The 13,579-nt window shown below is 64.3% G+C and carries 13 protein-coding genes; 5 read left to right on the plus strand and 8 right to left on the minus strand.

The window, feature by feature from the left end:
* Positions 1-2: 2 nt before the first annotated feature.
* On the minus strand, positions 3-569 hold the full coding sequence (locus AB4118_RS20730) for a hypothetical protein (protein WP_441491521.1): 567 nt from the start codon (positions 567-569) through the stop codon (positions 3-5).
* A 91-nt stretch (positions 570-660) separates the two neighbouring features.
* Between AB4118_RS20730 and AB4118_RS20735 the strand changes: the two genes are divergently transcribed.
* On the plus strand, positions 661-1,254 hold the full coding sequence (locus AB4118_RS20735) for a hypothetical protein (RefSeq protein ID WP_441491522.1): 594 nt from the start codon (positions 661-663) through the stop codon (positions 1,252-1,254).
* A gap of 12 nt (positions 1,255-1,266) precedes the next feature.
* On the opposite strand, the gene AB4118_RS20740 is transcribed toward AB4118_RS20735, so the two are convergent.
* Entirely contained in the window at positions 1,267-2,112 is an 846-nt protein-coding gene (locus AB4118_RS20740) for an AAA family ATPase (RefSeq protein ID WP_441491523.1), read from the minus strand.
* Positions 2,113-2,259: 147 nt separating this feature from the next.
* On the opposite strand from AB4118_RS20740, the gene AB4118_RS20745 reads away from it, so the two are divergent.
* The gene (locus tag AB4118_RS20745; RefSeq protein ID WP_441491524.1) at positions 2,260-4,047 is read left to right on the plus strand and encodes a cation:proton antiporter domain-containing protein; all 1,788 of its coding nucleotides are present in this window, start codon (positions 2,260-2,262) and stop codon (positions 4,045-4,047) included.
* Here AB4118_RS20745 and AB4118_RS20750 read toward each other — a convergent pair.
* Both AB4118_RS20750 and AB4118_RS20755 read right to left on the minus strand, forming a co-directional pair.
* Entirely contained in the window at positions 3,986-5,065 is a 1,080-nt protein-coding gene (locus tag AB4118_RS20750) for a glycosyltransferase family 4 protein (RefSeq protein ID WP_441491525.1), read from the minus strand. The two genes, AB4118_RS20745 and AB4118_RS20750, sit on opposite strands and share 62 nt — an antisense overlap.
* Positions 5,065-5,877: a UDP-2,3-diacylglucosamine diphosphatase gene (locus tag AB4118_RS20755; protein ID WP_441491526.1), complete on the minus strand. Its 813-nt coding sequence runs from the start codon at positions 5,875-5,877 to the stop codon at positions 5,065-5,067. The genes AB4118_RS20750 and AB4118_RS20755 overlap by 1 nt, the downstream gene beginning before the upstream one ends.
* A 124-nt stretch (positions 5,878-6,001) precedes the next feature.
* Between AB4118_RS20755 and AB4118_RS20760 the strand changes: the two genes are divergently transcribed.
* The 3 genes from AB4118_RS20760 to AB4118_RS20770 all read left to right on the plus strand — a co-directional run bounded on the left by AB4118_RS20760 (position 6,002) and on the right by AB4118_RS20770 (position 8,716).
* Positions 6,002-6,781, plus strand: a complete 780-nt coding sequence (locus AB4118_RS20760; RefSeq protein WP_441491527.1) for an SDR family oxidoreductase — start codon at positions 6,002-6,004, stop codon at positions 6,779-6,781.
* A 228-nt stretch (positions 6,782-7,009) separates the two neighbouring features.
* Complete coding sequence (locus AB4118_RS20765) at positions 7,010-7,933, plus strand: DMT family transporter (RefSeq protein WP_441491528.1); 924 nt, start codon at positions 7,010-7,012, stop codon at positions 7,931-7,933.
* 162 nt (positions 7,934-8,095) lie between these two features.
* Positions 8,096-8,716 (plus strand): helix-turn-helix domain-containing protein, encoded by a 621-nt coding sequence (locus tag AB4118_RS20770; RefSeq protein WP_043237595.1) that lies wholly within the window; start codon positions 8,096-8,098, stop codon positions 8,714-8,716.
* A gap of 137 nt (positions 8,717-8,853) precedes the next feature.
* Here the strand turns inward: AB4118_RS20770 and AB4118_RS20775 are convergent, their stop codons facing one another.
* The 4 genes from AB4118_RS20775 to AB4118_RS20790 all read right to left on the minus strand — a co-directional run bounded on the left by AB4118_RS20775 (position 8,854) and on the right by AB4118_RS20790 (position 13,529).
* Positions 8,854-9,783, minus strand: a complete 930-nt coding sequence (locus tag AB4118_RS20775; protein ID WP_441491529.1) for a c-type cytochrome — start codon at positions 9,781-9,783, stop codon at positions 8,854-8,856.
* Positions 9,784-9,932: 149 nt separating this feature from the next.
* Positions 9,933-10,367: a c-type cytochrome gene (locus AB4118_RS20780; protein ID WP_441491530.1), complete on the minus strand. Its 435-nt coding sequence runs from the start codon at positions 10,365-10,367 to the stop codon at positions 9,933-9,935.
* Between the two features lie 283 nt (positions 10,368-10,650).
* Entirely contained in the window at positions 10,651-11,088 is a 438-nt protein-coding gene (locus AB4118_RS20785) for a c-type cytochrome (protein ID WP_441491531.1), read from the minus strand.
* Between the two features lie 131 nt (positions 11,089-11,219).
* Positions 11,220-13,529 carry a xanthine dehydrogenase family protein molybdopterin-binding subunit gene (locus tag AB4118_RS20790; RefSeq protein ID WP_441491532.1) on the minus strand — a complete coding sequence of 770 codons (2,310 nt, stop codon included), beginning with the start codon at positions 13,527-13,529 and terminating at the stop codon, positions 11,220-11,222.
* Positions 13,530-13,579: the final 50 nt, after the last annotated feature.

Raw genomic sequence — 13,579 nt, forward strand, 5'->3', positions numbered from 1 at the left:
TCCTACACGAAACTCTGATTCTCGTCAGAGAGGCGCATCGCCTCGCGCAGCACCAGCCCGAAGGCGACAAGGACAGCGCCTGCAGCCAGCGCGCCGAACATGGCGGGATCGAGCGTGATCGCAAGCTGCCTGCGGCCGGCCGGATTGTCATAGGTCAGCGCCACGCTCTGCAGGGCGCGCGCAATCGGGGTCGCCGCACCAAACAGAATGAGCAGCCAGCCGATCCGGCTGAGTTCGACGGCATTGACGACTTCGAGGACCCGTCCCTTTCCGAAGCGCCCAAACAGGTTTGCGAGACGCAGCATCGCGTAGATGAACAAGCCAGCCGGAACGGTGGCGACAGACAGGGCGAGCCAGTAGCTGCGCATCGCCGGCGTCGGCGGCGCGACAGTTACGCCAATCGTGCCGCGCGCATGACTGGCGAGGCTTTCAGGATCGCTCCACAACCAGGCCATGCCAAATCCCATGAGCAATGCTGCGGCATAGCTGGCGAGCCGTGCTGCCATGCTGAAGCGCTTCAACCTGGCCAGCGGCGCATCGCTCGACCTCAAAGTGTTTTCCGCGTTCATCTCATTCTGCCCTCGATTGACAAAATTAAACTAATATATGAATTTTTGAATGTCCAGGCCATATTCCCATTCGAAATTGACGAGCCTCACCATGCGCCCTTCCCTGTTCGCTTCCATGATCGCAGCCGCCCTTGCCGGCGCCTGCGGCCATGTCCCGCTGAGTTCCCTGCCGAAATTGTCGCGCATCGACATGCGCAGCACGACTTTGGCCGATCTGCGTGCTGCCATCAGCCTGCCGTCCGACATCCGCCCCCTGCCGGGCGGCGTCACCATGACGATCGTGGTCAACCCCAAGGACGGCGGGCGCCATGAGCGCAAGGTGGTGCTGGAAGAAGTGCGCGACGCCACCGAGCTCGCCGCATTGCCTGTCGTGACTTCTCCGGGACGGCGTCTGGCCGTGTTCCGGCTTAGCCCCGCGGATGCAACCAAGCTCTCGGTGTTCCGCGAGGAACTGCTTGTCGGGGTCGGCAACAGCGGCAATCGCGGTTCCCTGGCGCTAAACGCGGACAAGGCCTGCCGTACGGGAGAGCTCGGCGACAAGCCAATCCTGATGACGAGCTATCTGAAGACGTCGGAAACGCAGGACTACGTGGTCGTGGCACGCGATTTCGATCTGCGCGAAGCCGTGCGCGAGGTCGATGCCAAGATCGATCTCGCGGTGGCGATCCCGCCTTGCAATCCCTGAGCGGTCAGCCGCTCAGCGGCTCTCCCGCCTCACCATGAAGGCGAGCTTCTCGAACAGGCTGACATCCTGCTCGTTCTTGAGCAGCGCTCCGTGCAGGGGCGGGATCAGCTTGCGCGGGTCGCGCTCACGCAGGACCTCGGGGCCGATATCCTCGGCGACCAGCAGCTTCAGCCAGTCGAGCAGCTCCGAGGTCGAGGGCTTCTTCTTGATTCCCGGAACTTCGCGCACCTCGAAGAACAGGCGTAGCGCCTCCTCCATCAGCCGCTTCTTGATGCCGGGGAAATGCACTTCGACGATCGCCTGCATCGTCTGCGTATCGGGGAAGCGGATGTAGTGGAAGAAGCAGCGGCGCAGGAAGGCGTCCGGCAGTTCCTTCTCGTTGTTGGAGGTGATGATCATCACCGGGCGCTGCGCGGCCCGAACCGTCTGGCCCGTCTCGTAGACATGGAACTCCATGCGATCGAGCTCGAGCAGCAGGTCGTTGGGGAACTCGATATCGGCCTTGTCGATCTCGTCGATCAGCAGCACGGGTCGTTCGCCCGAGGCGAAGGCTTCCCAGAGCTTGCCGCGCTTGATGTAGTTGGAGATATCGGACACCCGCGGGTCGCCGAGCTGGCTGTCGCGCAGACGGCTGACCGCGTCATACTCGTAGAGACCCTGCTGGGCCTTGGTCGTCGATTTGATGTGCCAGGTGATCAGCGGCGCCTTCAGGGCCGATGCGATCTCCTCCGCCAGCACGGTCTTGCCGGTGCCCGGCTCTCCCTTGACCAGCAGAGGCCGCTCCAGCCGGATCGCCGCGTTGACCGCGACGGTGAGATCCTCGGTCGCGACATAGGAATCGGTGCCGGCAAAACGCATGGAAACCCCTTCGAACAATGCGGGCGGAAGCTACGGGCCGTCTCCGCCAACGGCAAGTTTTTTGCTGGGGTCCGCACAAGCGCTTGTATCGCAAGCTCTTGGACCGCAAACATGATTCGCCCCCTGAATCGGCAACGCGAGGATAGCTTGGCAGCCACGATCGACCCCTCGGCCTATAAAGACGCCATCGTCGTCCTCGCCACGGCCGGCGTAATCGTGCCATTTGCCAAGCGCTTCCGCGTCAATTCGATTGTCGCCTTCATGGCCTGCGGCGCGCTGCTCGGCCCCTTCGGATTGGGCGGCCTCGTCTCTTCGGTGCCGCTGCTGCGCACGATCACCGTGTCCGACTCGAGCACATTGACCGGCCCCGCCGAAATCGGCGTTGCCTTCCTGCTCTTCGTCATCGGGCTCGAGCTCTCCTTCGAGCGCCTGATGACCATGCGCAGGCTGGTCTTCGGCCTCGGGCTCGGGCAGGTCGCGCTGTCTGCCGCAATCATCGGCGGCGGCGCCTTCCTGCTGAAGCAGCCCGCTGCGGCGGCCTTGATCATCGGCTTCGGCCTCGCCCTGTCCTCGACCGCCATGGTCGTCGAACTGCTCTCGGCCAAGCGCCGCATGATGACCTCGGCCGGGCGCACCAGCTTTGCGATCCTGCTTTGCCAGGATATCGCGGTCGTGCCCTTGCTCTTCCTCATCGCCGTCCTCGGTGCGCAGAATGGCGGCTCGCTGATCGCCGGCCTTGCGCAGGCGCTCGTGCACGCCTTCGCAGCGATTGCCGGCATTGTGGTGGTCGGGCGGCTGGCGCTTCGTCCGCTCTTTCGCCTTGTCGCCTCGACGGACAGCTCCGAGAGCTTCCTTGCCGCAACTCTGCTGGTGGCACTCGGCACGGGACTTGTGGCCGCAACAGCTGGCCTCTCCATGGGCCTCGGCGCCTTCATCGCCGGCCTGCTCCTGGCCGAAACCGAGTATCGGCGCGCCATCGAAGTCACGATCGAGCCGTTCAAATCCCTGCTGATCGGCGTCTTCTTCCTGATCGTGGGCATGAGTGTCGATCCCGCGCAGCTTGCGGCCCAGCCCGCAATCATCCTCGGCATCGCGGCCGGCCTTCTCCTGACCAAAGTGCTGGTTGTGCTGGGCCTGGCCCGGCTGCTGGCTCTCTCCGTCCCGACAGCGCTCGAGACCGCGATCATGGTCGCTCCGGGCGGCGAATTCGCTTTCGTGCTGCTCAACGCGGCTGTCGGCGCGAAGCTTGTTGACCAGCACGCGGCAAGCCTCGTGCTTGCCGCGGTGTCCCTCACCATGGTGGCGCTGCCATTATTGGCTCGTGTGGCCCGCCATATGGCGGCGCGTTTCGCACCGCCGGTGATACTGCCTGAGGAGGCTACGATCCTGCCGCCCGACGACCATACGGGGCGTGCGATCGTCATCGGTTGCGGCCGGGTTGGCAGGCTCGTCGGTTCGATGCTGGAAGAGCACAAGAAGCCCTATATCGCGCTCGACTCCGATCCGATCCTGATCGCCGGCCAACGGCGCGCTGGCCGGCCCGCCTTCTTCGGCGACGCGACCAAGCCAGACTTCCTGAAACTCTGCGGCGTGGTCGACGCAAGCGCCCTGATTGTCACGATCCACAACCACCGTGCAGTCGATGAGATCGTCAAGGCGGCAAGGGCTCTGCGCCCCGATCTCGTCATCGTGGCGCGCGCCCGCGACGCCGCCCATGCCCGGCATCTCTATGAACTCGGCGTCAACGACGCAGTGCCGGAGACCATTGAGGCCAGCCTGCAATTGTCGGAGGCAGCACTTGTCGGGCTTGGCGTGCCGATGGGCCTCGTCATCGCCTCCGTGCACGAAAGGCGGGACGTGTTTCGGCGCGAACTCAAGCCCGCTGCCGCTCCTGCACCTGCGCTTCCCCGGCACGGGCGTTCGCGAAGGTTGTGATGTTCTGGACCGAGGCACGCTGGGAAATCCGCTGGATATGCCCGTAGAACTGCTCGGCACTGCTCTGCCAGCTATGGCCTGCGGCAAGTCCCAGGCAGGCTTCGCGCGGGATGCGCAAGGCCGCTAGCGCTGCGCGCCGCAGATCCTCGTCCAGCACGGCGGCACCACTGCCGGCAAAGACATCGCTCGGCCCCTGCACCGGAAAGGCGGCAACGGGCAGCCCGCTTGCCGCGGCTTCGAGCAGCACGATACCAAAGGTGTCGGTCAGGCTCGGAAAGACGAAGACATCCGACGACGCATAGATCGCGGCCAGGTCGTCGCCCTCGCGTGTGCCCAGGAACGTCACATCCGGGAAGGCCCGCTGCAGATCCGCGCGCGCCGGGCCATCGCCGACGACGACCTTGCTGCCGGGCAGGCGCAGCGACAGGAAGGCATCCAGGTTCTTTTCGACCGCGACGCGCCCGACGCTGAGGAAGATGGGACGCGGCAGGTCGAGCACGCTTGCCTGGCGCGGATGGAACTGCTGGAGATCGACGCCTCGCCCCCAGCGCAGAATGCGCTCGAACCCGTTCTCCTTCAGTTCGGCCTCGACTGTCGCGGTCGAGACCATGACCCCGGCAGCCGCCCCATGGAACCGGCGCAGGAACTGGTAGCTCCAGCGTTCCGGGATGGGCCAGCGGGCCGCGACATATTGCGGGAACCTTGTGTGGTAGCTCGTCGTGAACGTCCGCTTCTGCGCGAGGCAGACGGCGCGGGTCAGCCAGCCGATAGGCCCTTCCGTCGCGATATGGATGTGATCCGGCCCAAAATCGGTGATGCGCCGGGCGATGGCGCCCTGCGTTGCCAGCGCGATGCGGATATCGGGATAGGATGGCAAGCCAATCTGCCGAAATCCCTCGGGCGTCAGCATATGCGGCGTCACACCGAATGACGGTCCTGCCTCGACCATCCGCTCCAGCGACCGGACGACCCCATTGATCTGGGGGCGCCAGGCGTCCGTCGCGATGAGGACGCGCATCAGGCGGCCTCGCTGACCAGAGCCGGCAGCGGGATCGGCCGCACGGGCTCGCTCTTCAGCCGGTATTGCGGCCAACGAATGACCTCGAAGCGGCCGTCATGATGCTCGACCACAGCCGTGCAGCTTTCGACCCAGTCGCCCGTGTTGATGTAGGTGAGCCCGTCGATCTTGCGATGTGCGGCGTGGTGGATATGGCCGCAGACGACGCCGTCCGCACCATGGCGGCGGGCCTCGGCGGCAAGGCAGATCTCGAACTCGCCGATATAATTGACCGCATTCTTCACCTTCTGCTTGGCCCAGGCCGAGAGCGACCAGTGCGGCAGATGGAAGAGGCGACGGACCTTGTTGACGACCGTATTGGACGCAAGCGCGACCGTGTAGGCCCAGTCGCCCAGCAGGGCGAGCCATTTTGCGTTGCGCACGACCAGATCGAACAGATCGCCATGGATCACCAGCAGGCGCTTGCCGTCGGCAGTTTCGTGCAGCGCATGGTCGGCGATGTGGATTCCGCCGAACTCGCTTCCAGTGAAGTCGCGGAGGAAATCGTCGTGGTTGCCGGTGATGTAGATCAGCCGCGAACCCTTGCGCACCTTGCGCAAGAGCTTCTGCACGACGTCGTTATGCGCCTGCGGGAAGTACCAGCCGCTCTTCAGCCGCCAGCCATCGATGATGTCACCCACGAGATAAATCTGCGGAGCATCATAGGCCCGCAGGAATTCGAGCACGAGATCGGCCTGTGCTCCTCGCGTTCCCAGATGCAGGTCGGAGATGAAGATGCTGCGAACCTGCTTCGCCTCGTCCTCGTCGCTCATGCCGCCAGCCCATCTTGTTGCATTGCTTGCGGCGTGTGTCTGATTTGCATTGCGCTTTGATGACGCAGACCTCAATCCGTGGTTCTGCTCAGCTGAACATCAGCGAAAGCTCGGGAGAAACGCGATGGATTTGGGTATTGCCGGCCGTACGGCCATCATTTGCGCATCGAGCAAGGGGCTTGGCCGCGGCTGCGCCGAGGCCCTCGCAGAGGCCGGATGCACCGTGGTCATCAACGGCCGCGACGCGACCACGCTGGAGGCCACGGCAAGCCAGATCCGGGCCAAGTATGGAGCAACCGTGATCGCGGTCGTTGCCGACGTGTCGACCCGCGCAGGTCAGGACGCGCTGCTCGCCGCCGCGCCGGAGCCGGACATCCTGGTCAACAACAATGGCGGCCCACCGCCGAAGCCGTTCCGCGAAGTCTCGCGCGAAGCGCTGCTCGAAGGCGTCATCCAGAACATGGCGACGCCGGTCGAACTGATGCAGCGTGTCGTCGACGGCATGATCGCGCGCGGCTTCGGCCGCATCGTCAACATCACCTCGATGAGCGTGCTGACCCCCTTGACCGGGCTCGATGTCTCGTCGGGCGCACGCGCCGGTCTGACCGCCTTCTTCTCCGGCGTCGCCCGCGAGGTCGCATATGCCAACGTCACCATCAACAACATCCTGCCCGGCATGTTCGATACCGATCGGCTGAAGGGCTCGACCACCAAGATGGCGGCGATCAAGGGGATCACGCCCGAAGAAATGACGAAGGGCCGCATGGCCGAAATCCCGGCGAGGCGCTTCGGCAGCGCCGAGGAGTTCGGCAAGGCCTGCGCCTTCCTGGCAAGCGCCCATGCCGGCTACATCACCGGCCAGAACCTGCTGATCGACGGCGGCGTCTTCAAGGGAACGTTCTGAGACGCGGCAAGACCAGCATCTGCCCCGGTGAGCCTTGCTGTCCGGGGCAGGAATTCTCTCCCAGTTCCTGCCGCGCAAGACCCGCATCCAGCACGCTTCCTCGGCACGCATGCGCCGCCGCGGGCATCAGGGTTGCAAGCATTGCGCTTGGACCGGACGCGCGAACGTGATCTAGAGGGACCAAGTCTTTTATAAGACTCTCTCCCCCGACACGTACGCGCAGCACCGTTGTCTCCTCTCCTCGGCATCACGCTCAAGCTGATCTCGGCTTTGTCTTTCACCCTGATGTCGGCTGGCATCAAGGCGATCGCGGCCCGTTATCCGACAGGTGAACTCGTCTTCGTCCGGTCCTTCTTTGCGCTGATCCCGCTGCTGCTCTGGCTCGGCTGGCGCGGCGAAATTCCGGCTGCCCTGAAGACCAAGAATCTGCGCGGCCATTTCAAGCGGGGGGTGATCGGTTCGACCGGCATGTTCTGCGGCTTCGTAGCCTTGAGCTTTCTGCCGCTCCCGGACGCGGTCGCGCTCGGCTATGCCGCGCCGCTCGCAGTCGTCGTGCTTGCAGCTCTGGTGCTGAAGGAGCGTGTCCGCATCTATCGCTGGAGCGCGGTGACGATCGGCTTCATCGGCGTCCTGATCATGCTGTCCCCGCATCTGGGCAGTTTCCAGATCTCTGGCAGCAATGCACCGGCAATCGGCGCGGCCTTCGGCCTTGCCGGCGCGTGCTGCTCGGCTTTTGCCTCGATCGAGGTGCGGCAATTGACCATGACGGAGCGCACCGGCGCGATCGTCTTCTATTTCACGCTGATGACGACGACGCTCGGCCTCTTCACCATTCTGCTCGGCTGGCGAATGCCCGATCTTCAGGACGCCGCACTCATGGTCGCGATCGGCATTCTTGGCGGGCTCGGCCAGATTTTCCTGGTCCAGGCCTATCGCTACGGCGACGCCTCGCTGATCGCGCCGTTCGAATACTCGACGATGCTCTGGGCCGTTACGATCGGCTGGTTCGTCTTCGGCGACTGGCCGGCTTCAGCCGTGCTCATCGGCGCAGCCATCGTCATCGCATCCGGCATCTATGTGATCCTGCGCGAGAAGCAGCTCGGTCTGCTCAAGCGGGAGACGCGCGAGGTCGGCCCGACGCGGGCGACCTGAGAACACGGGCAGAATTGTGTGAAAGGCGCCCCGACGAAGCCGCCCTCGGCCGTCGCCCGCCCCTCTCCGGCTTGCTCCTTCCAACTGGAACAGGCATTGTCCGGTTAGACAAACGTTTGTTCGCTTCCGCAAACGATCAGCATTCGTGTGACAGGTATCAGGATGGGTATCGAGACCAAGGAACGTGGCGGGCGCGAGCTCGAATCCGGAGCCCAGGTCATCTCGGGCCAGCTCGGCAAGACGATCCAGCGCCTGCGCAAGGCCTATAATCTCTCGCTTTCCGAGCTCGCGGAGCAGTCGGGCGTTGCCAAGTCGATCATCAGCCAGATCGAGCGCAACGAAACCAACCCGACACTGGCGACGATCTGGCGGCTCTCGCAGGCCCTCGACATCTCGATCGAGCGCGTGCTGTCGAGCGGCGAAGAGGAAGCCTTCATCGACAAGACCACCCGCGCCGATACGCCGATTCTGGTCTCAGAAGACGGCAAGCTCAGGCTCGCCATCATCGGGTGGATCAAGACGGTCGAATGGCTGCAATGGTACGACGTACAGGCCGAGCCCGGCGGCGAGCTCGATTCCGAAGGTCATCAGCGCGGCTCGATCGAGTCGCTCTCCGTGACCTCCGGCGAGTTCGAGGTCGAGGTCGGGGACGTGATCCAGCGCGCCAAGGCGGGCGAGACGCTGCGCTACCGCTGCGACCGCCGCCATATCGTCCGCTGCGTCGGCGACCAGCCCGGTTCGGCGCTGATGGTCTGCATCCTCAAAGCGGCGGTGATGGAGTAGACGCTAAAGCACCGGCCTGAAGAGTGGATTGCGGTCTCGCGAAGGCCGATCCAAACGCAGAAGGTTGGATCATCCCGGGCGGCCAAAGGCAGACCGGGATGACAGTGCGAGCGTAACCGCCAACGCGCCAACGCGGCTCACTCGGCCTTCTTGGGCCGCGGCGGGCCGGCGACCGCCGGCAGCGACTTGATGAACTCCGCCATCGCCATCCGATCGGCATCTGACAGCTGTGCGGTGTTGCGCACCACCGCCGCCATGCTGCCGCCGACGCTGTCGAAGCTCGGAGTAAAGCCGGTCTTGAGCATCTCGGCGATCTCCGACTTCGACCAGTTCGCCAGCCCGTCCGCATGCTGCGTGATGTTCGGCACGAAGCCCTTGCCCTCCGGGTCTGGGCCACCGGCGAAGCGTGTCGCCGGAATGATCGCGCCCAGCGCATTGCGATTGGAATGGCATTCGGCGCAATGGCCCGGCCCCTGCACCAGATAGGCGCCCCGGTTCCACTCCTCGCTCTTCGTCGGGTCCGGCCGGAACGGCGTACCGTCGAAGAACAGCAGCTTCCAGCCCCCGACCGCGCGGCGGATGTTGAAGGGGAAAGGCAGATCGTGCCCCGGCGCACGTCCTTCGACCGAGGGCAGCGTGCGCAGGTAGGCGAAGAGATCGGCCAGGGCCTTGGGTGGCATCAGCCGATAGGAGGTGTAGGGAAACGACGGATAGTAATGCTGTCCCGACGGCGAGACACCGGTCGCCATCGCATCGACGAAATCCTTCACGCCCCAATTGCCGATTCCGTCCCGCGTGTGCGGTGAGATATTGGGAGCGTGAAACGTGCCGAAGGGCGAGGGCAACGCAAGCCCGCCGCCAAGCCGGAGCTTGTCATCCTGACCGGGCGTTGCATGGCATGAAGAGCAGCCTCCCGCCGCAAAGAGCAGTTTGCCATTCTCGACATCCGGCGGCGGCAGAGTGCCGATCTCGGGCGCGGGCGAGACGACGCGCGGGTCAGTGAGAACATAGAAGCCGGCTAGTCCCAACAGGATGAAAATGCCGAGCGTGAGGAATAGGCGGCGCATCAAGCGTTTCCCGGTTTGCTGGTGCCTCATCGCTCCGAGGATTCCAAAAGTTCGAAGCGCAGATCTGACGAGAATGGGCGGGCCCATGGTGGAGCCCGCCCATCAACCCATGTTCGACCGCACGACGCAACCGCGCGGCGCAGCCGAGCTTACTTCTTGATGCGGTAGACCTCGTGGCAGGAGCCACAATTCTTGGTCGCAGCGCCAAAGGCAGCCTTGAAACTGTCGAGGTCCTTGGCGGCGGCGGCGCCGGCCACAGACTCGGTCTCGAACTTGGCGAGCGCGGTCTTGAAGCCAGCCTGATCCTCCCAGATCTTCGGCGCAGCCGTGGTCTCGCCGCCGGTCTTGGCGGTTTCCGGGAACAGGACCGGCAGCTTCTTGGCCGCGTCGGCGTAGACCTTGAAGATCGTCTGGGCCTTGGCGGAATCGAAAGCTGCCTCGCCCTTGGCGATAGCCGCGCCCTCGCGCGTTGCCGCGCCAACGGCCTTCATCGCGTCGCGGCGCTGGGCGATAGGGTCAGACTGCGCGACGACGGCCGAAAGGCCGAGAATGAGGCCAGCAGCAACGACTACGGTACGGATCATGCGCGACTATCCTTTTCGGGGAGATGCGGCGCCTGACAGGCACCGCTTAGAACCCTTCCAGATCAGCTCATTCGCATGACAGCGCCAAGTCGCATTTTCGTGAACGCACCGGAATTTAAGCAAATCTATCTGGCGCTGCCGCGGACAGGCGGCCCCCACCAACGTTGCGGGAGTCTGGAACGGCCGTAGTGCAGGGCAAAGACAAAAGGGCGGGGTCCAATATGGACCCCGCCCATCACCTCATGTTCGACCAGGCGGCACCACCGCAGTGGCCCAGAGAAACCTATTTCTTGATGCGATAGACCTCGTGGCAGGCGGCACAGTTCTTGGTCACCGTTCCAAAGGCGGTACGGAAGCTGTCGAGGTCCGTGGTGGAGCTCGCCGCCGCAACGGTGGCCTCCGTATCGAGCTTGGCAAACCCAGCCTTGAAGCCGGCTGGATCCTCCCAGATTTTGGGTCCGGCTGTGCTCTCGCCACCGGTCTTGGCCGTATCAGGGAAAAGGCCCGGCATCTTCTTGGCGGCGGCCGCGTAGACCTTGAAGATAGTCTCGCTCTTGGTCGCGTCAAAGGCAGCCTCGCCCTTGGCCATGGCCGCGCCATCGCGCGTGGCGGCGCCTACCCCCTTCATCGTATTGCGACGCTCGGCAATCGGATCCGATTGGGCAATCACGGTCGAGAGCGTCACAACTAGGCCAGCGGCGACGAGTACGGTGCGTATCATGCGTAAGCCTCCTCCCGGAAAGCGCGGCTTCGAGCGCGCCGCTTAGAAGCGTTCCAGATCAGCCGATCCGCATCACGACGCCAAGTCGCATTTCCGTGATCACGTCGGAACGAGAGGGGCTTACGCCCGCGTCAGTGCTGATAACCCGCAGCTCTCAATGCCCCGAAGACCTTCTTCGGCGTCGCGGGCATATCGATCGCCCGGATGCCGGCTGCACGGTCGAGCGCGTCCACCATCGCGTTCATCACCGCCGGGCAGGCCCCGATCGCCCCGGCCTCTCCGGCGCCCTTAACACCGAGCGCGTTGGTGACGCAGCGGACATTGCGGGTCTCGAAATGGAAGTTGGGAACGTCGACCGCGCGCGGCAGAGCGTAATCCATGAACGTCGCCGTCAGCATCTGGCCGGAGCTATCGAAGCGGATTTCCTCCATCAGAGCCTGGCCAATGCCTTGGGCGGCACCACCATGGACCTGGCCCTCGAGCATCAGCGGGTTCAGAGTCACGCCAAAATCGTCGACCACGACATAGTTGGCGATCTCGGTCGCGCCGGTACCGGGATCAACCTCCAGCTCGCAGATATGCGTGCCATTCGGATAGGTCGCTTCCGGTGGCGTCCAGCTCTGATGGACCCTGAGCTTGTCCGCCGTCGCTCCAGGCAGGGCGGCAATAGCCTTGAGGTCGAGCGCCTTGTCGGTGCCGACGATCCGCACCGCGCCATCGACGATCTCGAGATCACCGATACCGGCCTCGAGCTTTTCGGACGCGAGCTGCTTCAGGTTCTCGGTCAGGACCGAGGATGCCTTGTCGAGCGCAGCGCCCCCAACCGGAATGGAGCGCGAGCCGCCGGTGCCGGATCCGGTTTCGACCCGGTCGGTATCGCCCTGAACGACGCGGATGCGGTCCATCGGAATGTCGAGATGCTGCGCGACGAGCTGCGAGTAGGCCGTCTCGTGCCCCTGCCCGTTCGACTGGGTGCCGATCAGCACGGTCACCGTGCCGTCCTTCTCGAGGATGACGGTTGAACTCTCCGGGCCGCCGCCGCCGCAAGCCTCAATATAGCAGGCCATGCCGATGCCGCGGATCTTGCCGGCCTTGGTCGAGGCCTTGAGACGCGCCTTGAAGCCCTTCCAGTCGGCGACATCCATGGCGCGGCGCATATGCCCCTCGAACTCACCGGAATCATAGACTGGCCCGGTCTGCGTCGAATGCGGCATCTCCGCCGGCCTGACGAAGTTCTGCGCTCTGACAGCGTCTGGTGTCTTGCCGGTCTCGCGCGCGATGGCATCGACCAGCCGCTCGATCAGGTAGGCGGCCTCCGGACGCCCGGCTCCGCGATAGGCATCGACCGGCGTGGTGTTGGTGAAGACCCCACGGAAGCGCACATGCACGGCCGGGATATTGTAGCAGCCCGGCGTCATCGTCGTGCCGACCCAGGGGATGAAAGGCCCGTACTGCGAGAGATAGGCGCCCATTTCCGCAGCGAGATCGACCTTGAGGCCAATGAACCGGCCCTGCTTGTCGAGCGCCATCGTAGCCGTGGTCAGATTGGCGCGGCCATGCGTGTCGGCGAGGAAATGCTCGGTCCGGTCCGAAACCCAGCGCACCGGGCGTTTCAGCTTCTCGGCCGCCACCATGGTCAGGGGGTATTCGCGATACATGAAGATCTTGGTGCCGAAGCCGCCGCCGACATCGGGCGTGATGACGCGGATGCGCGAGGGGTCGACCTTCAGGATGTAGCCGGCGAGGATATCGCGCGTGCCATGGCTGCCCTGGCTGCCGAGCGTCAGCGTCCAGCGTTTCGAATCCTTGTCGTATTCGGCGATGCAGGCGCGCGTCTCCATGTAGTTGGAGGCGAGACGGTTGTTGACGATCGTGACGGAAACGATGCGATCGGCCTTGGCGAAAGCCTTCTCCGTCTTCTCCGCATTGCCCTGTTCGGCCTCGAACGCGACATTGCCCTCACGCCCCGGCCAGACCTGCGGTGCCTTTGGAGCGAGCGCTTCGGCGATACCGGTGATCGAGGGCAGGACCTCCCAGGCGATATCGATCGCCTCGGCTGCGTCGCGGGCCTGGCTCAGGGTCTCGGCAACGATGAAGGCGACCGCCTCGCCGACATGACGCACCGTGTCGGTCGGCAGGACCGGCACCGGATTCGGCTCCACCGGTTCGCCCGTAACCGTCGTGATCAAGCCTTTGCAGGGGATGTCGCCGAGATGCGCGACATCCTCGCCGGTCAGGATCAGCTTCACGCCCTTCATCTTGCGGGCGGTGTCCTTGTCCCGGATCGTGAACTTCGCATGAGCATATTGCGAGCGGAGCACGAACGCATGCAGCGCTCCCTCGACGGCGATATCGTCGGTATAGCGCCCCGTCCCGGTGGTCAGGCGGTGATCCTCGACCCGGCGAATGGGCTGGCCGACTCCGAACTTCATGGGGCGCATGGGCTTACATCCTTGAAAGTACGAAAATCTCGAAACCGTCGCTAAGGAAA

This window comes from Allobosea sp. 2RAB26, from assembly GCF_052115465.1.
In the GTDB taxonomy this organism is placed as follows: Bacteria; Pseudomonadota; Alphaproteobacteria; order Rhizobiales; family Beijerinckiaceae; genus Allobosea.